This is a genomic window from Pseudomonas sp. B111, from assembly GCF_026428275.1.
Classification (GTDB): Bacteria; Pseudomonadota; Gammaproteobacteria; order Pseudomonadales; family Pseudomonadaceae; genus Pseudomonas; species Pseudomonas aeruginosa.
In genome coordinates this window covers 2,585,784-2,608,326 of sequence record NZ_CP097857.1, presented here as the reverse complement: position 1 = coordinate 2,608,326, position 22,543 = coordinate 2,585,784, and the positions used below count along the sequence as shown (strand labels likewise).

Annotated in this window: 21 protein-coding genes; 8 read left to right on the top strand and 13 right to left on the bottom strand. The window is 69.2% G+C overall.

Annotated features, from left to right (window positions below; genetic code table 11):
• The 12 genes from M6E97_RS12095 to glgA form a co-directional block, all read right to left on the bottom strand.
• Entirely contained in the window at positions 1–996 is a 996-nt protein-coding gene (locus M6E97_RS12095) for a lysylphosphatidylglycerol synthase domain-containing protein (protein ID WP_003132150.1), read from the bottom strand.
• The gene (gene clsB / locus M6E97_RS12090; RefSeq protein ID WP_034005593.1) at positions 993–2,198 is read right to left on the bottom strand and encodes a cardiolipin synthase ClsB; all 1,206 of its coding nucleotides are present in this window, start codon (positions 2,196–2,198) and stop codon (positions 993–995) included. Before clsB ends, M6E97_RS12095 begins: the two co-directional genes overlap by 4 nt.
• The gene (locus M6E97_RS12085; RefSeq protein WP_003113649.1) at positions 2,195–2,932 is read right to left on the bottom strand and encodes an endonuclease/exonuclease/phosphatase family protein; all 738 of its coding nucleotides are present in this window, start codon (positions 2,930–2,932) and stop codon (positions 2,195–2,197) included. The genes clsB and M6E97_RS12085 overlap by 4 nt, the downstream gene beginning before the upstream one ends.
• Positions 2,929–3,867 (bottom strand): DUF72 domain-containing protein, encoded by a 939-nt coding sequence (locus M6E97_RS12080; RefSeq protein ID WP_003139560.1) that lies wholly within the window; start codon positions 3,865–3,867, stop codon positions 2,929–2,931. The genes M6E97_RS12085 and M6E97_RS12080 overlap by 4 nt, the downstream gene beginning before the upstream one ends.
• Before the next feature lie 3 nt (positions 3,868–3,870).
• Positions 3,871–5,118, bottom strand: coding sequence for a zinc-dependent alcohol dehydrogenase (locus tag M6E97_RS12075; RefSeq protein WP_003088939.1), 1,248 nt, complete (start codon positions 5,116–5,118; stop codon positions 3,871–3,873).
• Between the two features lie 66 nt (positions 5,119–5,184).
• A complete protein-coding gene (locus M6E97_RS12070) occupies positions 5,185–5,601 on the bottom strand; it encodes a CBS domain-containing protein (RefSeq protein WP_003088942.1) in 417 nt (138 codons plus the stop codon).
• A 99-nt stretch (positions 5,602–5,700) separates the two neighbouring features.
• Positions 5,701–7,851 (bottom strand): glycogen debranching protein GlgX, encoded by a 2,151-nt coding sequence (gene glgX, locus M6E97_RS12065; RefSeq protein ID WP_034005594.1) that lies wholly within the window; start codon positions 7,849–7,851, stop codon positions 5,701–5,703.
• 12 nt (positions 7,852–7,863) lie between these two features.
• A complete protein-coding gene (locus M6E97_RS12060; protein WP_003088948.1) occupies positions 7,864–8,169 on the bottom strand; it encodes a DUF2934 domain-containing protein in 306 nt (101 codons plus the stop codon).
• On the bottom strand, positions 8,166–10,946 hold the full coding sequence (locus tag M6E97_RS12055; RefSeq protein WP_003144285.1) for a malto-oligosyltrehalose synthase: 2,781 nt from the start codon (positions 10,944–10,946) through the stop codon (positions 8,166–8,168). Before M6E97_RS12055 ends, M6E97_RS12060 begins: the two co-directional genes overlap by 4 nt.
• A complete protein-coding gene (gene malQ, locus M6E97_RS12050) occupies positions 10,939–12,993 on the bottom strand; it encodes a 4-alpha-glucanotransferase (RefSeq protein ID WP_023875360.1) in 2,055 nt (684 codons plus the stop codon). The genes M6E97_RS12055 and malQ overlap by 8 nt, the downstream gene beginning before the upstream one ends.
• Positions 12,986–14,737, bottom strand: coding sequence for a malto-oligosyltrehalose trehalohydrolase (gene treZ, locus M6E97_RS12045; RefSeq protein ID WP_003132140.1), 1,752 nt, complete (start codon positions 14,735–14,737; stop codon positions 12,986–12,988). The genes malQ and treZ overlap by 8 nt, the downstream gene beginning before the upstream one ends.
• A complete protein-coding gene (gene glgA, locus M6E97_RS12040; RefSeq protein WP_009877798.1) occupies positions 14,737–16,278 on the bottom strand; it encodes a glycogen synthase GlgA in 1,542 nt (513 codons plus the stop codon). The genes treZ and glgA overlap by 1 nt, the downstream gene beginning before the upstream one ends.
• A gap of 367 nt (positions 16,279–16,645) precedes the next feature.
• Here glgA and M6E97_RS12035 point away from each other — a divergent pair, with 367 nt between their 5' ends.
• The 8 genes from M6E97_RS12035 (at position 16,646) to M6E97_RS12000 (ending at position 22,194) form a co-directional block, all read left to right on the top strand.
• A complete protein-coding gene (locus M6E97_RS12035; protein ID WP_003110773.1) occupies positions 16,646–17,011 on the top strand; it encodes a DUF3509 domain-containing protein in 366 nt (121 codons plus the stop codon).
• Between the two features lie 328 nt (positions 17,012–17,339).
• The gene (locus M6E97_RS12030; RefSeq protein ID WP_003132135.1) at positions 17,340–18,437 is read left to right on the top strand and encodes a DUF3182 family protein; all 1,098 of its coding nucleotides are present in this window, start codon (positions 17,340–17,342) and stop codon (positions 18,435–18,437) included.
• The gene (locus M6E97_RS12025; protein WP_003110771.1) at positions 18,434–19,210 is read left to right on the top strand and encodes an alpha/beta hydrolase family protein; all 777 of its coding nucleotides are present in this window, start codon (positions 18,434–18,436) and stop codon (positions 19,208–19,210) included. The genes M6E97_RS12030 and M6E97_RS12025 overlap by 4 nt, the downstream gene beginning before the upstream one ends.
• A gap of 125 nt (positions 19,211–19,335) precedes the next feature.
• Positions 19,336–19,788: a ferritin-like domain-containing protein gene (locus tag M6E97_RS12020; protein ID WP_003088965.1), complete on the top strand. Its 453-nt coding sequence runs from the start codon at positions 19,336–19,338 to the stop codon at positions 19,786–19,788.
• 201 nt (positions 19,789–19,989) lie between these two features.
• Entirely contained in the window at positions 19,990–20,460 is a 471-nt protein-coding gene (locus tag M6E97_RS12015) for a hemerythrin domain-containing protein (protein WP_003088967.1), read from the top strand.
• Positions 20,461–20,463: 3 nt separating this feature from the next.
• Positions 20,464–21,540 (top strand): M42 family metallopeptidase, encoded by a 1,077-nt coding sequence (locus tag M6E97_RS12010; RefSeq protein ID WP_003088971.1) that lies wholly within the window; start codon positions 20,464–20,466, stop codon positions 21,538–21,540.
• Between the two features lie 26 nt (positions 21,541–21,566).
• Positions 21,567–21,917 (top strand): DUF2892 domain-containing protein, encoded by a 351-nt coding sequence (locus M6E97_RS12005; RefSeq protein WP_003088973.1) that lies wholly within the window; start codon positions 21,567–21,569, stop codon positions 21,915–21,917.
• 55 nt (positions 21,918–21,972) lie between these two features.
• On the top strand, positions 21,973–22,194 hold the full coding sequence (locus tag M6E97_RS12000) for a hypothetical protein (protein WP_003088976.1): 222 nt from the start codon (positions 21,973–21,975) through the stop codon (positions 22,192–22,194).
• A gap of 30 nt (positions 22,195–22,224) precedes the next feature.
• On the opposite strand, the gene M6E97_RS11995 is transcribed toward M6E97_RS12000, so the two are convergent.
• Positions 22,225–22,533 carry a hypothetical protein gene (locus M6E97_RS11995; protein ID WP_003132124.1) on the bottom strand — a complete coding sequence of 103 codons (309 nt, stop codon included), beginning with the start codon at positions 22,531–22,533 and terminating at the stop codon, positions 22,225–22,227.
• Positions 22,534–22,543: the final 10 nt, after the last annotated feature.

The following is a 22,543-nucleotide window of genomic DNA, read 5'->3' as shown; positions in this document are numbered from 1 at the left end:
TCAGGCCTGGCCCTGGCGCAGGCGGCGCTGTTTGCGGCGCAGGCGGATCGCCCGGCGCTCCAACAGCAGGTAGACCACGCAGGCCAGCGCCAGGGGTAGGAGGAAATACAGCACCCGGTAGCCGATCAACGCGGCCAGCAGCACGCCCTGGGACAGGCGCCCCTGGAGCAGGGCAATGAACACCGCTTCGAGCACCCCGAGCCCGGCCGGGATATGGGTGATGACCCCGGCGATGCTGCTGATCAGGAGGATCGCCAGGACGCTCGGGTAATCCACGCCGTGCGGCAGCAGGCTGTACAGCAGCAGCGCCATCAGCGACCAGTTGCTCGCTCCGAGCAGGCCTTGCAGGGCCGCCAGCCGCCAGGACGGCAGGGTCAGCCGATGCTCGCGCCAGCCCCAGGCGCGGCGTCGGGCGAAACGGCAGGCCAGCAGGTAGCCGGCGGCCAGCGCCAGGAGCAGCGCGCCGATCAGGCGCAGGCCGTCGCTGCCGAGCTTCCAGCCTGGCGGCAAGGCCGGCAGGCCGCAGCTGAACAGGATGCCGGCGAGCAGCAGGTAGCCAAACCAATTGGTCACCAGGCTGAAGGTGAGGATCCGGGTGATGTCGGCGATGCCCAGGCCGAGCCGGCTGTACAGGCGATAGCGCAGCGCCACGGCGCCGACCCAGGAACTCAGGTTGAGGTTGAACGCATTGCACACGAAGGCCACGGTGAAGACCCGCCGCTTGGGCAGCGAGTGGCCGATGTAGTAGCGGCTGAGCAGGTCGAAACTGCTGAACACCGTATAGCCGGCGGCCGCCAGCAGCAGTCCGAGGAACAGGGTCGCGGGGCGATACTCGCCGAGGGCGTGGCGGACTTCCTGCCAGTCGAGATTCTTCACCAGCAGGAACAGCAGCACCGGGACCAGCACGAAGAACGCCAGGGTCAGCAGCCTGCGCAGCCAGCGCCAGTGAGCGCGGCGTGGCGCCGCCGAGGCAGTTGCGTGACCGCCGCCGTTCATGGGTTGCCCCGCTGGCCCTGGCGTTCCTGCCAGCGCCGCGACGGACGCGACTCCAGCGATTTCAGGCGCGGCAGATGGGCGGGTACCCAACCGGCGATGGCCGGGAAATGCCGGGAAAAGTGGAAGCCGAGGAAGATCAGCGGCGCCCGCCACCAGTAGCCGCGCCTCGCGTGGCGGCGGCTGATGCGCCGGCAGTGGCGGCGCGCCAGCTCGCGCAGGTGCTGGTAGAGCTGGCCGTTGAAGGCGACGTCGTGGATCACCAGGTTGGCCTCCAGGTTCAGCGACAGGCTGAGGGGATCGAGATTGCTCGAACCGATGGTCGACCAGTCGTCGTCGATCACCGCGACCTTGCCGTGCAGCGGACGCTGGCAGTATTCGTGGATACGCACGCCCTCGCGCAGCAGGTAGTCGTAGAGCAGCCGGCTGCACAGGCGCACCAGCGGCATGTCCGGCATGCCCTGTAGTACCAGGTCGACGCGCACGCCGCGGCGCGCCGCATCGCGCAGCTCGCGAAGCAGGCGGTAGCCGGGGAAGAAATAGGCGTTGGCGATCAGCAGGCGTCGCCGCGCCTGGCGGATCGCCTGCAGGTACTCGCGCTCGATGTCGTCGCTGGACTGGTCGTTGTCGCGGATCACCAGGCGCACCCGCGCCGGCTGCCCGGCGCCCGACGGCCGCAACGGCGGGTAGTCGGCGTCCGGTTCGAGCAGCGCCAGGCAGGCCTGGCGGATATCGCGCACCACCGGGCCCTCGACGCGCACCGCGTAGTCCTGCTTGGCCATGTTGCCGCGACGCACCAGGTGGTCCTCGCCGTAGTTGATGCCGCCGACGAAGGCCTGCTGGCGATCGATCACCACCAGCTTGCGGTGCAACCGGCGAAACAGGTTGGTACGCATGCCGAGCAGGCGCGGGCGCGGGTCGAACAGGTGCACGCGAACCCCGGCGGCGGTGAGCCTGGCCAGGTAGTCCGTGCTGAGCGAGGCGGTGCCGTAGCCGTCCACCGTGACCTGTACCTCGACACCGCGCTCGGCGGCGGCGCTGAGGGCTTCCTGCAACTGCCGGCCGACCTCGTCCTCGAAGATGATGAAGGTTTCCAGGAGGATCTCCCGGCGCGCCTCGGCGATGCACTGGAACAGGCGCGGAAAGTACTCTTCGCCGTTGATCAGCAGTTCTACGCGGTTGCCGTCGCGCCAGGGGAAGTTCATGGCTCCACCTCCACCGCCAGCGGCAGGTGGTCGGACAGGTGCGACCAGGGCCGCCGCGAGAGGATGCGCGGCTGGCGCCCGCGGGCATTGCGCAGGTAGATGCGGTCCAGCGGCAGCACCGGCCAGCGCGCCGGGAAGCTGCGCGCCGGCCGGCCCTGGGCGCCGACGAAGACTTCGCGCAGGCCGCAACCGGCGAGCAGGCGGTCGGCGCGCTGGCGCCAGTCGTTGAAGTCGCCGGCGACCACCACCGGCTCGCGCTCCGGCAGGCCCGCCACCAGCTCGCAGAGCAGTTGCAACTGGCGCTGGCGCTGCGCCTCGCGCAATCCCAGGTGCACGCAGACCGCGTGCAGCGGACGGCCGATGTCGATCACCGCATGCAACAGGCCGCGTTCCTCGTTGCCCGCCACCGAGACGTCGAGGTTGCGGTGGGCGAGGATCGGATGCTTGGAGAGCACGGCATTGCCATGGTGGCCTTCGGGATACACCGCGTTGCGCCCGTAGGCGAACTGCGGCCACATGCTGTCGGCCAGATACTCGTATTGCGGCGCCGGCGGCCAGGACGGCAGGCGCGCGGCGTGCAGGCTATGGGAGCCGAGGACCTCCTGGAGGAACACCAGGTCGGCACCGACGCTGCGCACCGCTTCGCGCAACTCCGGCAGGATGAAGCGCCGATTGAACGGGTTGAAACCCTTGTGGGTGTTCACCGTCAGCACCTGCAGGCGCGGCAGGATCATGCGGCACTCTCCCGCAGGTCATCGGGCAACTGTCCGGGCACCGTGCGCAGGCTGCCGTCGAGTTCCAGCAGCTGCAGGAGGCGCCGGGCGTCGTAAGGTGCGCGCACCTTGACGTCGTTGTCGAAGTAGCAGTACAGGTCGCGCGCCGTCGCCTTCGCCGGTGCGTCCTGGCTGGCCCGGCGCAGGTCGTCGGCCTGGCCGCCGCTGGCCCAGGCGTGGATCCGTGCCTGCCACTGGCCCAGGGCCGCTTCCGAGTAGCCGCTGCGGTACAGCTCCTTGTCGCCATGCAGGCGCAGGTAGAGGAAGTCGGCGCAGACGTCGCCGAGCAGCGGCCACTTGCCGGCGGTATCGGCCACCACCAGGGCCACCCGGTATTCGCGCAGCAGCTCGATGAACGTCGGGTCGACGAAGCTCTCATGGCGGATTTCCACGGCATGCCGCAGGCGCTGCGCCGGATCGCCGTCGAGGTAGCCCTCGCGGTGCAGGCGCGCGGCGCTGTGCCGGGCGAGCTTCTGCGCGGCGGCGCCGTCGCGCGGCAGGCGGGCGAGGAAATCGGCGAACAGCTCGCGGTCGAAGCGCATGCTCGGCGGGAACTGCCAGAGGAACGGGCCGAGGCGCTGGCGCAGGGCGAGGGGGCCGGAGGCGAAGAAGTTCGCCAGCGGCTCGTCGATCTCGCGCAGGCGCCGCACGTGGGTGATGTAACGCGGGGCCTTGACGCTGAAAACGAAGTCCTCGGGGGTGTCCTCGGCCCAGCCGCGGAAGCGCTCGGGCGTCTGCAGGGCGTAGAAGGTGCCGTTGATCTCGATGCTGTTCACCGCCCGCGAGGCGAAGCGCAGTTCGTCCTTCTGGCGCAGCCCCTCGGGATAGAAGTCACCTCTCCAGGGGGCGTAGCGCCAGCCGGAAATGCCGATGCGCAGGCGTGCCGGTGCGCTCATGCATCACCCCCGGGCGCCGCTTTCCGGCGTCGGCCGGCGCGCCAGTTCGTCCACCGCGCGTTCGTCGAGGCGTTCCTCGCTGCCCTCGACCTGGCGCTTCTGCGGCACCAGTTCGACCTTGATCCAGCCGGTCTCGCGGCGGTCGAAGGCTTCGAAGGCCTCGATGGCGTCGCCGATCGGCTTCACCTGGGTGAGGATCTTCGCCGGGTCGATGCGTCCGCTGAGCACATGTTCGAGCAGCAGCGGAATGTACTTGCGGTGGTGGCAGTTGCCCATGCGGATGGTCAGGTTGCGGTTCATCGCCAGGCCGATGGGAAACTGCCGCGAGTCTTCGGCGTAGACGCCGATGATCGACAGGGTGCCGGCCTTGGCCAGGCCCTGCACCGCCCACTCCAGGGCCTGTGCGGGGGCGTTGCCGGGACTCCAGCTGGTGCCCTCCTGGCGCGGCGCCGGGGTGGCGGTGCCATGGCTGTGCTCGGCGTCCACGCCGACGGCGTCGATGGCGCGGTCCACGCCGATCCCGGCGGTCAGCCAGCGCAGGGCCTGGACCGGATCCTCGCGCTCGAAGTCGATCACTTCGGCGCCTTGCTGGCGGGCCATGTGCAGGCGGTCCGGGTGGCGGTCGATGGCGAACACCCGGGCGGCGCCGAGGAGCAACGCGCTGGCGATGGCGAACTGGCCGACCGGACCGCAGCCGAACACGGCGACGGTGTTGCCGGGGGCGATACCGGCCAGTTCGGCGCCGAAGTAACCGGTGGGGAAGATGTCCGACAGGAGTATCGCCTGGTCGTCGCTGATGCTGCTGGGCAGGCGGATCAGGCCGATGTTGGCATAGGGAATCCGCGCTTTCTCGGCTTGCAGCCCATGGAAGCCGCCGTTGGCCCGGGGACCGCCGAAGAACGCGGTGCCGGCCTGGCTGCCGCCGGGGTTGGCGACGTCGCACTGGGCGTAGTAGCCGGCTCGGCAATACACGCAATTGCCGCAGGCGATGGTCGAGGGAATCACCACCCGGTCGCCGACCTGCAGGTTGCGCACTTCGTCGCCGAGCGCCTCGACGATGCCCACGCCCTCATGGCCGAGGATGGTTCCCGGACGCATGCCGCCGACGCTGCCACGGACGAAGTGCAGGTCGGTGCCGCAGATCGCCGAGGCGGTCAGCCGCACGATGGCGTCGGTGGGTTCCTGCAGGCGCGGCTCCGCCACGTCTTCCAGGCGGATGTCGCCGATGTCATGGAATACCACGGCTTTCATGGCGTTCTCCCGGTTGGGGCCCGGCCTCGGCCGGAACGGCAAAGGCGGGCCGGGTGGAAGAAAGGCTCAGTAGTGGGCCTGGGCGACGCCCTGCAGGACGGTGGCGCTGGAGGCCTGGTCGCGGCAGCTGGCGATGTTGCCCAGGGAAACCACGCCGACCAGCCGCTTCTCGCGGTTGAGCACCGGCAGGCGGCGCATCTGGATGTCGGCCATGTTGCGGGCCACGTGCTGGACGTCTTCGTCTTCGAAGCAATAGTGGATGTCGCCGCTCATGATGCGGCCCAGCGGGGTATCCCCGGACAGGCCGCCGGCCACCGCGCGGATGGCGATGTCGCGATCGGTGATCATCCCGACCAGGCGGTCGCCTTCGCCGACCAGCAGGGCGCCGCTGTCGATCCTCGCCATGGTGGCGGCCGCCTCGCGGATGCTCTGTTGCGGGTCGGCGACCTGGACGTTGCGGGTCATGATGTCGCTGATCTTCATGCTGTCCTCCTGTGTAGGGTGGATGTGCGGGCGCCGCGTGCGGCACCTACAGGTTCCGACTGGAGGTGCCGGGGGCGGTTCAGCTTTTTTCCCCGCCGTTCATCCTTCCACTCCGGCGCCCGGCGGTTGTAGCTCGAACAGCAGGAAACTGCGGCCGCCGACCAGGAACTCGCTGGCGAACGGGTAGCGTTCGCCGAGCGGGTCCTCCGGCCGCTGGGTATCCAGCAGGCAGGTCCAGCCGCTGCCCTCGGCCACCTCGGGAAGACGGAAGGACACCGCGTCGTGGTAGGCATTGAGGATCAGCAGCAGGGTGGCATCCTCACCGCTGCGCAGGATCCCGGTGGGTTGCGCGCGGCCATCGAGGAGCACGCCGAGACAGCGGGCGTGCTCGTCGTGCCAGTGTTCCTCGGTCATCTCCTCGCCGCCGGGCGCCAGCCAGGTGACGTCCTTGACCCCCAGCGCCTCGTTGTACTCGCCGACCAGGAAGCGCCCCCTGCGCAGGATCGGATAGCGTTGGCGCAGGGCCAGCAGGCGCTGGGTGAAGGCCAGCAGCGAACGGCCCTCGTCGTCCAGCCGCCAGTCGATCCAGCCCAGTTCGTTGTCCTGGCAATAGACATTGTTGTTGCCTTGCTGGGTGCGGCTGAACTCGTCGCCGGCGACCAGCATCGGGGTGCCCTGGGACAGCAGCAGGGTGGACAGCAGGTTGCGCATCTGGCGCAGGCGCAGGGCGCGGATCTCCGGGTCGTCGGTGGGGCCCTCGCAGCCGTGGTTCCAGGACAGGTTGTGGTCGCTGCCGTCGGCGTTGTTCTCGCCGTTGGCCTCGTTGTGCTTGTGATCGTAGGACACCACGTCGCGCAGGGTGAAGCCGTCGTGGGCGGTGACGAAGTTCACCGACGCGTAGGGCCGCCGTCCACGCTGGTCGTAGAGATCGCCGGAGGCGGTTAGGCGCCGCGCCAGTTCCGGCAGCATGCCGTCGTCGCCGCGCCAGTAGGCGCGCACGCAATCGCGGAAACGGTCGTTCCATTCCGCCCAGCCGGGCGGGAAGCCGCCGACCTGGTAGCCGCCGGGGCCGCAATCCCAGGGTTCGGCGATCAGCTTGCACTTGCTCAGCACCGGGTCCTGGCGGCAGGCGACGAGGAAGCCGTGGCGCTCGTCGAAACCGTCCGGATGGCGGCCGAGGATGGTCGCCAGGTCGAAGCGGAAGCCGTCCACGCGCATCTCCGTGGCCCAGTAGCGCAGCGAGTCGGTGACCATCTGCAACACGCAGGGGTGGCTGAGGTCGAGGGTGTTGCCGGTGCCGGAATCGTTGATGTAGTAGCGGCGCTGGTCGGGCATCAGGCGGTAGTACGAGGCGTTGTCGATGCCACGCATGCACAGGGTCGGACCCAGCTCGTTGCCTTCCGCGGTGTGGTTGTAGACCACGTCGAGGATCAGCTCCAGCCCGGCGTCGTGGAGGTGCGCGACCATCTCCTTGAACTCGTTGACCTGGCCGCTGGCGAGGTAGGCCGGGTGCGGGGCGAAGAAGGCGATGCTGTTGTAGCCCCAGTAGTTGCTCATGCCGTTTTCCAGCAGGTGCTTGTCGTCGACGAAGCCGTGGATCGGCAGCAGCTCGACGCTGGTCACCCCGAGCCGGCGGATGTGCGCCAGCAGGTCGGCGTTCATCAGTCCGGCGAAGGTCCCGCGAACCGCCTCCGGGACCTGTGGATGGCGCATGCTGAGGCCGCGCAGGTGGGCTTCATAGATCACCGTGCGGTCCCAGGGGACGCGTACCGGCGGGCGCTCGGCCCAGGTGAAGGCCGGATCGATGACCTTCGACTTGGGCACGAAGGGCGCGCTGTCGCGCTCGTCGAAGCTGAGGTCGGCGTCGGCCGAGCCGATGGTGTAGCCGAACAGCGCCTCGGACCAGCGCAGGCGGCCGACCAACTGCTTGGCGTAGGGATCGAGGAGCAATTTGTTGGGATTGAAGCGGTGGCCGGCATCCGGCTCGTAGGGACCGTGCACCCGGTAGCCGTAGATCTGCCCCGGGTGGGCGTCGGGCAGGTAGCCGTGCCAGATCTCGTCGGTGTACTCGGGCAATTCGATGCGCTCGATCTCCTTTTCCCCGCGCGCGTCGAACAGGCACAGCTCGACCTTGGTCGCGTGGGCCGAGAACAGCGCGAAATTGACGCCGAGGCCGTCCCAGGTGGCGCCAAGGGGGAAGGGGTGCCCTTCGCTGATCCGCGAAGGGGCGGGGCTACGCTTTCTGCTCATGCACTGGACTCCTCATTCGCCCGCTTCGGGCTTGCGGCGGCTGCGCGGCTTGGCCGCCGCCGGTTTTTCGCTGGCGGGCCGCGCCGGGGACGTGGCCCTCGGCTTGCGCGGCTTGGCGGCCGGCGCTTGCAGCAGGGCCGGGGTTTCCTTGGCGGCCTTGGCCCGACCGCGGGTCTTCTTCGGTGCCGCCGCGGCGGCTTCCGCTTCGGCCAGTTGCCGGGCCATGGCCCAGTGGCGTTCGGCCTGGCCGTCGGGGCAGCCCTCGGATTCCCAGATCTGGTAGGCGAACTCTCGTATGCGTTTTTCGTCGGCGCTCATGGGGTGTCCTCCTGGGCGAGGCGGTAAAGCAGGTTGACGGGAAAGTCGGCGAGCACTTCGGACAGGCTCAGGTGCCCGTCGCTGGGCAGCGGCATGGTGGAAAACAGGCCGCTGTAGGTGCATTCGGAGAGACTCGGCGGCAGCAGCAGGCAGGTGTCGCCCCAGGCCTCGGCCGGCACCTGCGGCTGCGTGGCGTGGCCGAGCAGGGCGCAGGCCAGGCGCGGGACCACCACCAGCAGGCAACCGTGACGACTGCGCCGGGCGAAGGCCAGGACCCGCTCGGCATGCTCGCCGCTGACCTCCAGGGGCAGGTAGTCGCCGTCGCGGAACAGGCCCGGCTGCATCCGCCGCAGCCCCAGCACGCGGGCGATCAGGGTCTGCTTGATGCGACCGTCGCGCCAGTGCTCCAGCAGTTCCGGGAAGGGCGTCGGCGCGGCCAGGGCGGCGGCGTGCCGGGCGAAGTCCACCGGCCTCCGGTTGTCCGGGTCGACCAGGCTGAAGTCCCAGTCCTCGCGCCCCTGGTAGAGATCGGGGATACCCGGGCAGGTCAGGCGCAGCAGGCATTGGGCGAGGCCATTCAGGGCCCCGGCCGGCATCAGTCGCGCCGCCGCGTTGCCCAGCGACTGGCGCAGGGCCTGGGCCAGCGGCGCGCGCAGGAGCTGTTCCAGATAGTCGGCGCAGGCGCGCTCGTAGTCTTCGTCGGGCGCGGTCCAGCGCGTGCGCAGCTTGGCTTCGCGCAAGGCCTTGCATTGCCATTCGCGCATCCGCGCGAGGAACGCTTGGTCCAGGGCGGCGCCGTCGCAAGGCGCGTCGAGCGGCCAACTGCCGAGCAGGGCCTGGAACAGGATCAGCTCGTCGCCGGGACTCGGCGCCGGCCCCTCGGCGAGGTCGCGGCGCAATGGCGTGGCCAGGCTTTGCCAGTGCTCGACGTTACGCGCGAACCAGGGCGCCAGTTCACTGAGCGCCGCAAGACGGGCGCGGGCGTCCTCGCCGCGCTTGTGGTCATGGCTGGCGGTGGCCAGCAGGGCGCGCGGGCTGGCCAGGCGCCTGGCTTCGCAGGCGGCATGGAATTCCTCGGCGGAAGCGGCGAAGCGCTGCGGGTCGAAGCCGACGTCGTTGCGCGAGAGCAGGGCCGCCGAGCGATAGCAGGCGGTATCCTCCACGGCCTTGGCTGCGGTCGGCGAACTCAACTGCTGGAAGCGCGCCAGCAACTCGCCGCGCAGGCGCCGCAGCGGACCGGGCGGCAGCTCGCGCAGCGGCTGCCCGCCGAGCCAGCGTTCGAGATGGTCGAGGACCGCCCGGTCGGCTTCGTCGAGATCCTCGCGGGCCGCCTCTGCGGCATAGCGGAACACCTCGCGATCCTGCACCGAGCGACCGCAGGCCCCGGCGTAGGTACGGTAGACCGGAAAGCGCGCGAGCAACTGGAACAGCGCGCGGCGGATACCGCCCAGGGTCAGGTCGCGGCTGGCCAGGTCGGCCCGCGCCACCCGCAAAAGACCCTGGGCGAGGTTCTCCAGGTCACCGGCGAGGCTTCCCGCCAGGACCAGTTGGCGAGCCTGGTAGACCTCGTCGAGAAACGCCTCCGGGCGTCCGCTGACCCGCTGCCAGAGTTCGCGCAACGGTCGTTCGCCGCGCGGATCGTGCTGCAACAGGCTGACCTGGTTCATGAAGTCGTAGCCGGTGGTGCCGTCGCACAGCCAATCCTCGGGCAGGCGCTCCTCGCCACCGAGGATCTTCTCAACGTACAGCAGCATCGGCGCGCCGCCGCGACGGGCGCGGATCCGCTCGCTGCGGCGGCGCAGGCGTCGGCAATAGCCGCGCGGATCGGCCAGGCCGTCGACGTGATCGATGCGCAGGCCATCGAGCAGACCGTCCTCGAGCAACTGGAAGACCTTGCCGTGCACGGCCTCGAACACCTCGCCGCGCTCGACCCGCAGGCCGACCAGTTCGCTGATGTCGAAGAAACGGCGCCAGTTGATGTCGTCCGCCGCGGTGCGCCAACTGGCCAGGCGGTAGTGCTGCGCCTCGAGCAGGCGGTGCAGGCGTTGGCGAGCCTCCTCGTGGCGTTCCTGGAGTTCGCCCAGCGTGCGCTGGAGGGCTGCGCGCGGAGCGCTCTCGGCGAGCGCAGCCGCCAGTTGACGCTGCATCTCGCGCAAGGCCTCGCGGTCCTGCCGGCACTCGCGGAAACCGCCGGCCAGGGCTGACAGGCGCGGCTCGCCGCTGTCTTCCAGCAGCTCCGGGTAGCTGCCCGGCCAGAGGGGGAAGCGCTGCTCGCCGTGGCTCGCCAGCAGGCGGCCGGCCTCGCGGTCCAGGCTCAGGCCGATCTCCCCGGCAGCCAGGACCTCGCCGTAGTCGCTGCGCAGGAACGGCAGCAGCACCTGGCCGCGCAACGCGGCGTCGTGGGATTCCCACTGAATGTCGAAGAAACTCGCGTAGGGACTCTCGCGCCCCCATTCGAGCACGTCCTGCCACCAGGGATTGGCGCCGCCGCCGATGCCCATGTGGTTCGGCACTATGTCCATGAGCAGGCCCATGCCGCGTTGCCGCAGCCCCTGGATCAGGCGCAGCAGCGCCGGCTCGCCGCCCAGTTCCGGATTGATCCGGGTCGGGTCGACCACGTCGTAGCCGTGGCTGGAGCCGGGCCGCGCGCGGAACAGCGGCGAGGCGTAGAGATGGCTGATGCCCAGGTCGGCGAAATAGTCCAGCCAGGGCAGGGCATCGTCGAGGGTGAAGCCGGCGTGGAATTGCAGGCGCAGGGTAGCGCGGGGCTCAATCATGGGCGGCCTCCTCGGCATCCCGGCGGCTGCGTTCGAGCAGGCGCAGGCGCCGGTCGACCTGCGGCGTTCCGAGCATCTGCGCGGCGTTTTCCGGCCAACGCCGCCGCCAGTTCGGGTGGGCGTCGCCGGGGCCGGGCAGGTTCGGCTGCTCCAGGCTGCCCAGGGCGTCCTCCAGGGGCAGTAGCACCAACGGCGCGGGGGTTGCCCCGACATAGCCGATGCAGGCGTCCAGCGGTACTTCGGCGGCGGGGTCGGGATCGACCGGCGGTTCGAGGCTGGCGGCCAGGGCCCGGCGCTCCTCGGCGCGCAGTTCCAGGTCGGCCGCGCATTCCTCGGCGCTGCGGTGTCCGGCGCGGCCGCGCCAGTGGATGTCCTGGCCCCGCCACCAGCCGGACAGGCTCGGCAGGTCGTGGGTGCTGGTGGTGGCCATGGCGTCCGCCGGCCATTGCGCCGGGGGCACGAAGCGTTCGCCGCGCCGCTCGAAGAGCAGCACGCGGGTACCCAGCACCTGGCGGCGTGCCAGTTCCTCGCGCAGGCCTTCGGGCACGGTGCCGAGGTCCTCGCCGATGACCAGCGCCGAGGCGCGACTGGCCTCCAGCGCCAGCAGGCGCAGCAGCTCGCGTTGCGGGTAGCGCAGGTAGGCGCCGGCGTGGGGCGGCTGGCCGCGCGGGATCAGCCAGAGACGTTGCAGGCCCATCGCATGATCGATGCGTAGCCCTCCGGGCCAGGCCAGGTTGGCCCGCAGCATCTCGCGGAATGCCCGGTAGCCGTGGCGGCGCAGGCCTTCGGGATTGAACGCGGAAACGCCCCAGTCCTGTCCGGACTGGTTGAGGATGTCCGGCGGCGCGCCGACATTCACTTCGGCGAGCAGCTCTTCCTGCCGCGACCAGGCCTGGCTGCCGCCGCCGTCGGCGCCCACCGCCAGGTCGGCGACCAGACCGATGGCCATCCCGGCCTCGCGCGCCTGGCGCTGGGCATGTTGCAGGCAGCGTTGGGTCAGCCACTGGCCGAAGGCGCGGAAGTCCACTTCCTCGGCGTGATCGGCGCAGAACGCGGCCACCGCCGGCTCGCCGGGGCGGCGCAGCGGCTCCGGCCAGCGTCGCCAGTCGGGGCCGGCGCCCAGGTGCGCCTGCAGGGTCTCGAAGCGGCAGTGGTGCAGCAGCGCCTCGCCGGCTTCGCGGCGGAATTCGGCGAGGTCGTGGCGCAAGGGACTGGCGCGCTCGATGAAGTCGCGGTGGAGTTGGCGCAGCAGGCGCATGCGCAGGTCCGCCGCCGCTGTCCAGTCGATCAGCTCCAGGCTCTCCAGGCGGGCCATCTCCGCGGCCAGGCCGGCGCGACGGATCGCCTGTTCCACCGCCGCCGCGCCGAGAATGGTCGCTGGCGCGGCGTGCAGGACATTGAAGAACAGCCGGCTGGACGGCGAGTAGGGGCTGTAGGCATGTCCGTTGGCCTCGGCGAGGGCGTGCAGCGGGCTGATCGCCAGCGCGTCGGCGCCATGCCGCGCGGCGCTGCGCAGCAGGTCCTCGAGGGCGGCGCTGTCGCCCAGGCCGCCGTCGCTGGGGCGGCGCAGGGCATAGACCTGGGCGGCCAGACCCCAGCGACGCGAGCGACCCGGGGCGAGGCTGGCCAGGGACGGACAGCTCGGCGGCGCCATCGCCACCGCCCATTCCCGCTGCTCCAGCGACAGCTGCGCATAGCCACTGCGGGCCTGCGCCGGCAGGCGGCCTTCGGCGTCCAGGCGCAGGGCGATCCGCGTGCCGTCCTCGTAGACCAGTTCGCCCGGGGTGCCGGCGGGGCCGAGCGCTTGCTCCAGCGGCTGGCCGCATTCGCCGACCAGCAGTCCGAGGTTGGCGCTGTCCTCGCGCAGCCGGGCCAGCGCGGCCAGGCTCTGTTCGATCTGTTGCGGACTCTGCGCCGGATAGCCGAGTGCTTCCAGCAGGCCGCGCTGGACCTCCGGGTCGACCCGCTGCGGCCGTCCGTTGGCGTCCTGCCAGTCGAGTTGCAGGCCCACGGCGGCGGCCAGTTCGGCCAGGCGTGCGTCACTCATGGGCGGGCTCCAGGCTGACCGCGATGCTGCGGGGACTTAGGCGGCCGCGGCGATACTCGGCACAGGCGAGGTTGTCGAGGAACAGCACCTGGGTGGCGGCCGCCGGCGGCTCGACTTCCGCTTCGAGCGGAGAAGGGTTGAAGTCGATTCGCCAGTCACTGCCGTCACCGAGTCGCCAGCGCGCCGACAGCGCGGCGCCGGCGATGGTGGTCACGCCCAGCGAACGGGCGCCGCGCAGGCGCGGGATCAGGTGTTCGTGACGGATTTCCAGCAGTTGCCGGTAGAAGCCGCGCCAGGCCGGGTCGCAATCGGCCAGGCCGGGACGCGAGCGCTCGAAGGTCTCCACCGCGTTGGGATCGGGGAGCGAAGCCAGGGTGGCGCCGTCGCCGAAGCGGCCGAACTCGCCGAACTCCTTGCGTCGTCCCTCGCGGACCGCGTCCGCCAGTTCGCCCTGGTGATCGGTGAAATACAGGAACGGTTCGCGCGCGGCGCATTCCTCGCCCATGAACAGCAGCGGGATCATCGGCGCGAGCAGTTGCAGCGCTATCGCCAGGCGCAACGCCTGGGGTTCGGCGAGAACGCTGAGACGCTCGCCGAAGGCGCGGTTGCCGACCTGGTCGTGGTTTTGCAGGAACAGCACGAAGGCGTCCGGCGCCAGGTCGGCACTCGGTTCGCCGCGCGGCCGGCCGTGGCGGTTGGCTTCGCCCTGGTAGACGAAGCCTTCGGCCAGGCAGCGCGCCAGGCACCGCAGCGGCTCGGGGTAGTCCTGGTAGTAGCCGTCGTTCTCGCCGGTGAGCAGGACGTGCAGCGCATGGTGGCCATCGTCGTTCCACTGTGCGTCGTAGCCCTGGCGCAGCAGGCTGGCGCGGTTGTCGTCGTTCTCCAGGACCAGGTGCAGATGGCGCTCGGGGCCGGCGGCGCCGCGCAGGCGGCGGGCCATCTCGACGAGGAACGCGCTATCGGGAATCGCGTGCACGGCATCGAAGCGCAGGCCGTCGATGCGATAGTCGAGCAGCCACATCAGGGCGTTTTCATAGAAGAACTCGCGGACTTCGCCGCGACGGAAATCGATGGCCTGGCCCCAGGGCGTCTGCCGGTCGTCGCGAAAGAACGCGGCGGCGTACTGGGCGAGGTAGTTGCCGTCCGGGCCGAAGTGGTTGTAGATCACGTCGACGAAGACCATCAGGCCCATGCCGTGTGCGCTGTCGATCAGATGTTTGAGCTGCTCGGGCGTGCCGTAGGCCGACGCCGGGGCGAACGGCAGCACGCCGTCGTAGCCCCAGTTGCGGCGACCGGGAAACTCGCCCAGCGGCATCAGCTCCACGGCGGTCACGCCCAGTTCCACCAAGCGCGGAAGGAAGCGCTCGACCTCGGCGTAGGAGCCGAACAGGCCGACGTGCAGCTCGTAGATCACCGCTTCGTGCCAGGGCCGCCCGCGCCACTCGTCGACGCGCCAGGCGTAGGCGTCATGGTCCAGCACCTGGCTGTGGCCATGCACGCCGTCGGGCTGGAACTGCGAGGCCGGGTCCGGCACCCCGGGGCGGCCATCGATGCGGTAGCGGTAGCGGGTGCCGGGCGGACAGGGCAGGGTCGCCTCGAACCAGCCGCTGTCGCTGCCTTCCAGCGGCCAGTCGCGGCCGTCGGCGGTCTCGACCCGGACCTCGCGGGCGTCCGGAGCCCAGAGGCCGAAGCAGGTTCGGCCGTTGCCTTGGAACTGGGCGCCGAAGCGGCGCCGGATCGCCATCATTGGCGTACCCCGCGCAGGGCCGGAGCGGTATTCCTCAACAGGCGCCGGTACAGGCGGTTGTAAGGCTCCACCGAGTCGCTCCAGAACATCGGCGCGGCCATCGCCTTGCAGCGCATGGCGTTGAGCAGCGAGGGACAGTGGTAGACGTTGATCGCGCGCATCACCGCGTCGAGGTAGCTCTGCGCGGTTTCCTCACGGAACAGGAAGCCGGTGACCCCGTCGACGATGGTATCGGCGAGGCCGCCGGTGCAGCGCGCGATCGGCAGCGAGCCGAAACATTGCGCATAGAGCTGACTGAGCCCGCAGGGCTCGTAGCGCGAGGGCATGAGCAGGAAGTCGCTGCCGGCGTAGATACGGCGGGCCTCGGTCTCGTCGAAACCGATATGCACGCCGACCTGGCCGGGATGACGCCGGGCGAGCTCGAGCATGGCCTTCTCCAGGTTCGGCTCGCCACGGCCGATGCTGACCAGGCGGCCGCCGGCCTGGAGCAGGGCATCGCTGATCTCCAGGGTCAGGTCGATGCCTTTCTGCTGCACCAGGCGCGAGACCACCGCGAACAGCGGCCCCTTGCCCGGCTCCAGGCCGAAACGCTCCTCCACGTAGCGCGTGTTGGCGCGCTTGCCGGCCCATTGGCGGGCGCTGAAGCCGGCCACCAGGTGTGGATCGCAGTGCGGCTGCCAGCTATCGTCGATACCGTTGACGATGCCGCTGAGCTGACGCTTCTCGACCTTGCACTTGAGGATGCCGTGCAGGCCGCAGCCGTATTCCGGGGTAGTGATTTCCTGGGCGTAGGTCTCGCTCACCGTGGTGATGTGGTGGGCATGGGCGATGCCGGCCTTGAGGAACGACAGGCGCCCGTGGAATTCCATGCTTTCGTGGCTCAGCGCTTCGTCGGGAAGACCCAGCTCGGCGCTGCATTGCAGGTCGCAGAGGCCCTGGTAGGCGAGGTTGTGGATGGTGAACAGGCTCGGCGTGCGCACGCCGTTCCAGGCCATGTAGGCCGGGGTCAGCGCCGACGGCCAGTCATTGGCGTGCACCAGGCCCGGCTGCCAGCCCTGGGCGCCGCGGCCGCCGGCGATCTCGGCGGCGGCCAGGCACAGGCGGGCGAAGCGCAGGTGGTTGTCCGGCCAGTCATTGCCCTGGTCGTCCATGTATGGCGTGCCCTCGCGCTCGTAGAGCAGCGGGCAGAGCACCAGCATGACTTCCAGGCCGTCGTCGAGGGTCACCAGGCCGATCTCGCAGGGCGGGATCGCCGCCCGGCCGGGCAGGCTGCCGATGATCCGCAGGTCGCGGCAGCGCTCCAGCACCTGGCGGTAGCCGGGCAGCAGGACCCGCACCGAATGCTCGCGCTTGAGGACCCGCGGCAGCGCGGCGGAAAAGTCGCCGAGTCCGCCGACCTTGACGAAGTCGCTTAGCTCGGCGGTGACGAAGAGTATCCGATCCCTCTGTTGCGGCGGGTCCTGCGGGTGCAGCAGCGACGGAAAAGCGGTCAGTACCGCGGGTTCTTCCAGGCAAGCGCCTGCAACAGAATGTCCCATGTCATCCTCCGGTCGTACGTTGTCCTTGGCGTTGGTCGGTCGGACTCCGTCGCGCCGTGGCATGGGCGAAGTCCTTGCTAGGGGTGACCGGAGGGGGGCGGCGGAAGTTTAGTTTTTTTTACCGGCGGCTCGGCTTGCGAGAGGCCTCGCCAGGGGGTTGCAGGCGAGACGACGGGCGCGGCGGGTTGCCGAATGCAAGGCTTGCCGGGGGTTTTCTTGCAAAATGCAAATATCAATTCGCCGGCTTGTTTTTCAACTTATTGATTTATAAGAATTTTATTTTCCAGAGAAATTGGTACGCCTTCTGCTCGACAGAGATACGCCTGATTACCGGCGTCAAAGAATCTGATGAGACAGGAGGCCAGCAATGCTAGAGACCGATGAAAACCTGGTTGAGTACCTGGAAGAGCATTTCAAGGATGTGCGCGTCAGTTGCCAACCTCGGCCTGACGGCGCGTTGCTGGTGACCTTGCGTAACGACCAGGGCAAGCGCCTGGTGAGCCGGGCGATCTCCGGCCAGGAGCAGAGCAACCCGCTGTTGCTGAACCAGGTGCTGGAGCGCATCCGCCGGGACCTGATCATCGACCAGGGGCCGCTGCAGATCCGCGACAGCGACTATTTCCGCAAGCGTATCGACCTGCTCACGTTCCGCGATAGCGACAACCAGCATCTCACCCACCGCAAGGTCCTGGTCGCCGGCGGCAAGCTGCGCACCATGAGCCTGGCTCGCTGAGCCGGCTGTTTCAGCGCCGGGGCGGCCAGGCGCCGACCCGGCCTTCCGACGCATGGTCCGAACCAAATCCGCTCTCGTACCCTCCATCTAGAACTCATACCAACGATGGAGGCGGACATGCGTTTTTCCATTTCTGCATCATCGGGTGCGCCAGCGACGAGTCCACGCAACCCATCCGGGGACCCGGACGAATACCCGGTTCCTGACCACGAAAGCCACGTCCCCTAGGAGTTCCCGGAAGAAGTTCCGATGGAACGGCCCGACGAAGAGTCCCTCTCGCCCATACCGGAGCCCTGAACGCCGGGTCTCCATCCAGGAGGAGCGGAACATGAGCGCAGACCCTCGGCAGAGACTGGTGGTGGCCCATAGCGTCGATCCCGCGGCCGCCGAACATGAAGTGCAGGGCAACCTGGCCCTGGCGCGCTGGCTGGCGGAAGTCCAGAAGCTGGAGTTCGGCGGCCGCTACGAACCCGAATTGCACCAGCGAGGCCCCCTCTACCTGGTCCCGACCCGCACCCTGGTCGGCAGGGAGACCGCCGTGCGCCTGGGCGTGAACAGTGACGAAGATCTGCTCGGCGGTTTCGTCGAGCACGCGTTCATCGCCGGCAAGGCCATCGTCCATCCGCTGCCGCGCGGCGGCGTGGCGCCGGAAGGCTGGAACCCGCTGTTCGCGGAGAAGGTCCGCGACGTCGTGCTCAACGGCGTCAGCGTCTTCAGCCTGGCCGACGCACACCGCGCCGGCGCCCGCCTGCTCGCCGAAGGACCGGTGCGGGCCAAGCTGGCGGAGGCCTGTGGCGGCCTCGGCCAGTACGTGGCGCACGACCTCGACGAACTGGACGGCTGGCTCGGCGGGCTGGAGGAGCGCCAGTTGGCGCAGGGCCTGGTACTGGAAGCCAACCTGGACGGGGTCGTTACCCATAGCGTCGGCCAGCTCCGGGTCAACGGCTTCCTGCTGAGCTACCACGGTCAGCAGCACCAGACCCGCAACGCGCGCGGCGAACTGGTCTACGCCGGCTCTGACTTGCTGGTGGCGCGCGGTGGCTATGCCGAGCTGCTGACCCTGGACCTGGCCCGCGAGGTGCGCCAGGCCATCGAGTACGCGCGGATCTTCGACACCGCCGCGGCGATCTTCTTCCCCGGCTGCTTCGCCTCGCGGCGCAACTACGACATTGCCCAGGGCCGGGACGGCAACGGTCGGGAGCGCTTCGGCGTGCTCGAGCAGTCCTGGCGGGTCGGCGGCGCGAGCAGCGCCGAGATCGCCGCGCTGGAGGCCTTCCGCGCCGACCCGGGACTGCCCGCGGTGCGCGCCGCGTCGTTCGAGATCCACGAAGACAAGCGCCTGCCGGACAACAGCCGGGTGATCTATCGCGGCCCCGACGAACACGGCGACTTCCTGCTCAAATATGCGATGACGGGGGAGGCATGACGGCGAACAGCGAACGCATCCGCATCGGGGTCGGCGACGACCGGATCGAAGGCACCTTCCTCAGCCCCCGGGCGAAGGTCCCCGGCGTGCTCTTCGTGCACGGCTGGGGCGGCAGCCAGCAGCGCGACCTGAAGCGCGCCCAGGGCATCGCCGGGCTCGGCTGCGTGTGCCTGACCTTCGACCTGCGCGGCCACGGCGCGGAAAGCGGGCGCCAGGCGCTGGTGACGCGCGAGGACAACCTGCAGGACCTGCTCGCCGCCTACGACCGGCTGGTGGCCCACCCGGCCATCGACAGCCAGGCGATCGCGGTGGTCGGCACCAGCTATGGCGGCTACCTGGCGGCGATCCTCAGCCAGTTGCGCGCGGTGCGCTGGCTGGCCTTGCGGGTACCGGCGATCTACCGCGACGAGGACTGGCTGACGCCCAAGCTGCTGCTCGACCGCGAGGACCTCATCGAGTATCGCGGCAGCCTGATCCCGGCCGCCAGCAACCGAGCCCTGCAGGCCTGCGCGGGATTCCGCGGCGATGTGCTGCTGGTGGAGTCGGAGTTCGACAGCTATGTGCCGCACTCGACCATCATGAGTTTCCGCGCCGCCTTCCAGCAGACCCATTCGCTGACCCACCGGATCATCGACCACGCCGACCATGCGCTCAGCAGCGAGGCGGCGCAGGACGCCTATACCTCGATCCTGGTGGACTGGATCACCGAGATGGTGGTCGGCGAACGTCTCAGCATCACCCCGGCCTACGCCACCATCCATCCGGCTTTCTGAACGCTCCGCGACGGCGAGCCTCCCACCTTCCGTGGGCGCTGGTTGCTGCCCACGTTCCGTGCCGGCAGGCGCCGGCGCCGACAGACGCGAGAACTCCCGGACAGCTCCGGGCCAAGGAGAGCGAAATGAACCAGACCAACCTCGACGACACCCTCGACGTACTCAACGACCTGCTGCAAACCAGCAAGGATGGCGAGGCCGGCTTCCAGGCCTGCGCCGAAGACCTGCGCGATCCGCAGTTGAAGGCGGCGATGCTGGAGCAGAGCCGCGACTGCGCCGCGGCTGCCGACGAGCTGGAGCGGATCGTCCTGGAACTGGGTGGCAAACCCAAGGACAGCACCAGTTTCGCCGGTGACCTGCATCGGCGCTGGGTCGACCTGAAGTCACTGGTCACCGGCAAGGACGAAGAGGCGGTGCTCAACGAATGCGAGCGCGGCGAGGATGTCGCCAAGCAGCGTTACCAGGCGGCGCTGGAAAAACCGCTGCCGGCGGAGATCCACCAGGTGATCGAGCGCCAGTACCAGGGCGTGCTCCGTCACCACGACCGGGTCCGCGCCCTGCGCGACGCCCGCGCCTGAGGCCCGGTGCCGCGAGGGGAATGCCATGAGGCGGTCCCGGGCCTTGCTGCGCGACGGCCAGGAACCGCGCTCATTGCGGATCTCCGCGTTTCCGCTGATCGAGGCGACCGCCCGTCCTCGTGACTGAACTCGGCGGAGGAGCGCGCGCTCAGCCAGAGAGAGTGCCGGAGCACTCGGATAACAAACCGATGAGGAGCGACCATGAACGCCATCGAATTGCTGGTCCATGACCACGAGACCGTGAAGAAACTGCTCAATGAACTCAGCGAGACCACCGAACGGGCGCTGAAGAAGCGCAGCGAGCTGCTGGGCAGGCTGGAGCTGGAACTGGTGCTGCACACCGCCATCGAGGAAGACATCCTCTATCCGGCGATCAGGGACAGCGGCGGCAAGGAAGAGCTGAAGATGTACTACGAGGCCAAGGAGGAACACCGCACGGTGGACTCCCTGGTCCTTCCCGACCTCAAGCGCACCCGCCCGGACACCGTGCAGTTCGCCGGCCGGGTCAAGGTGCTCAAGGAACTCCTGGAGCACCACATCGAGGAGGAGGAGGGCGAGCTGTTCCCGCGCGCCCGGCAATTGCTCGACGCCGCCGCCCTCAAGCAACTCGGCCAGGCCATGCAGCAGCACAAGAAAGAGCTGAAGGCGCGCCTGGAAAAACGGGCGGCCTGAGGCATGCGCGAAGAAGACCGCGCCTTGCTCGAGGAACTCCTGCTGGCACGTGGCCCCGGTGGCCAGGAAGACGAGGTCAGGGCCATCTGCCAGCGGGAACTCGAGGGCTGTTGCGACGAGGTCGGCAGCGATGCCGCCGGCAACCTGGTCGCGCGCATCAGCCCGCCGCACCTGCCGCGCGAGCAGGCGCGGCGGGCCGCGGTGCGGCTGCTCGCGCACCTCGACGAGATCGCCATGATCGTCAAGCGCGTCGAGGCCGACGGTACCCTGCGCGTAGTGGCGCTCGGCGGCGCCCAGCCGGTGAGCTTCGGCGTCTGTCCGGTACAGATCCTGGCCGGCGAGGCGGTACTCGACGGCGTGCTGTCCTACGGCAGCATGCATGCTACCGGCGAGTCGCCGCAGGGCTCCGACGTGCTCTCGGGCGCGGTGCACTGGCGCGACGTACACGTGGTCACCCGGCGCAGCGCCGAGGAACTGGCGAATCTGGGCGTGCGACCGGGTACCCGCGTGGTGCTCAACCGTCTGTGGCGGCGCCCGTTGTACTTCCAGGATTGCGTCGCCGCGCACTTCCTCGACGACCGCGCACCGCTGCTCGCCGTGCTCGGCGTGGCTCGCGAGATCGCCCGGCGCCGCGACGAGTTGCACGGCGACCTCTACCTGGTGCTCACCACCATGGAGGAGGAGAGTAACGCCGGCGCGCTGTTCGCCGCGCGCCGACTGCCGGGCGACATCAGCATCGCGGTGGAAGTCGGCCCAACGGTAGCCGAATACGGCACCCGGCTGTGCCGCGACCCGATCGTCAACAGCGGCGACTCCAAGGGTTATTACAGCCGCCATGTCACCGACCGCCTGTTGCGCGCCGCCGAACGCTGCCAGTACCAGCCGCAGGCGGCGCTGCTGGTGGACTTCGCCTCGGACGCCAGCGCCCTGCTGAGCCACGGCGAGGCCGCGCAGGTCGGCTGCATCGGCATTCCGACCGAGAACACCCACGGTTTCGAGATCGTCCTGGAAGAGGGCATCGAGGCTTGCCGGCGGACGCTGGTCGAGTTCCTCGTGCAACCGCCGGACGACGAAGCCTGACCGATAACCGAAGCAAGGAGAATTCCATGAACGAATACCTGCCGACTTCGACGGCCAATGGCCTGCCGCACAACCTGCAGCGCGGCGAGCGACTCGCTTCCATCGGCGCCGGACTGGTCCTGGCCGGCTTCGGCCTGGCCCGCGGTGGCTTGCCCGGCGCCTGCAAGGCGGTCGCCGGCGGCCTGCTGGTCAGCCGCGGGTTGAGTGGGCATTGCCATGTCAAGGGCCTGCTCAATGAACCGCGGGAAGAGTTGCAGTTGCTGCGCGAAGAGGTGCAGCACCTGACCCGCCGCCTGCAGCGCCTGCAGGAGCGCCAGCGCGACGACTCGCGGCAGGACGCTGCGCTGGACGCCGAGCTGCCGCCGAACCTGCCGTGATAGCCATGGGCCCTGCGCCTGGCGCAGGGCCCATCGAAGAGAGGAGGGCGAGACGATGGCCAGCCAGCTGTTCCTGATCAGCTACATCCTCGACGACCAGCCGATGACCTGCGAATTGCACAGCGAGGCGGAAACCCTCAGCCGCGAGGAGGCCCGCCGCCACTTGGAGGCACTGCATCGACCGCACGACGCCGAGGCGATCAGCGATATCCAGGTCAGCAAGGTGGAACGTACCCATGAACCGGGCACCACGCCGGGACACTACCAGCAGCCCTGACGGCGGGAGGGAAAAGAAGGGGGGAGGGGCTCAGCCGGTGCCGGTCTGGAGTTCCGCCTCGAACTCGCCGAAGCGCCTGATTTCCTCGCGCAGGTTGAGGATGAAGGCGCTGAGGTCGCTGAAGCTGCTGCTCTTCAGGAAGTCACTGTTGGGCACGATGTAGAGCGCGCCGTGGGGACCACCCACGCGGCAACTGATGGTCACCGTGAAGTCGGGGTTCAGTTGGCACTGGCAGTCGTGGTCGCGCAGTTCCTCCTCGAGGATCTTCTTCAGGTACAGGTAGGAAAGGTTCATCTGGCCAGCTCTCCCCGGTTTGCGCAACGCAAGAAAAAAATCCACTCCGTCCCTG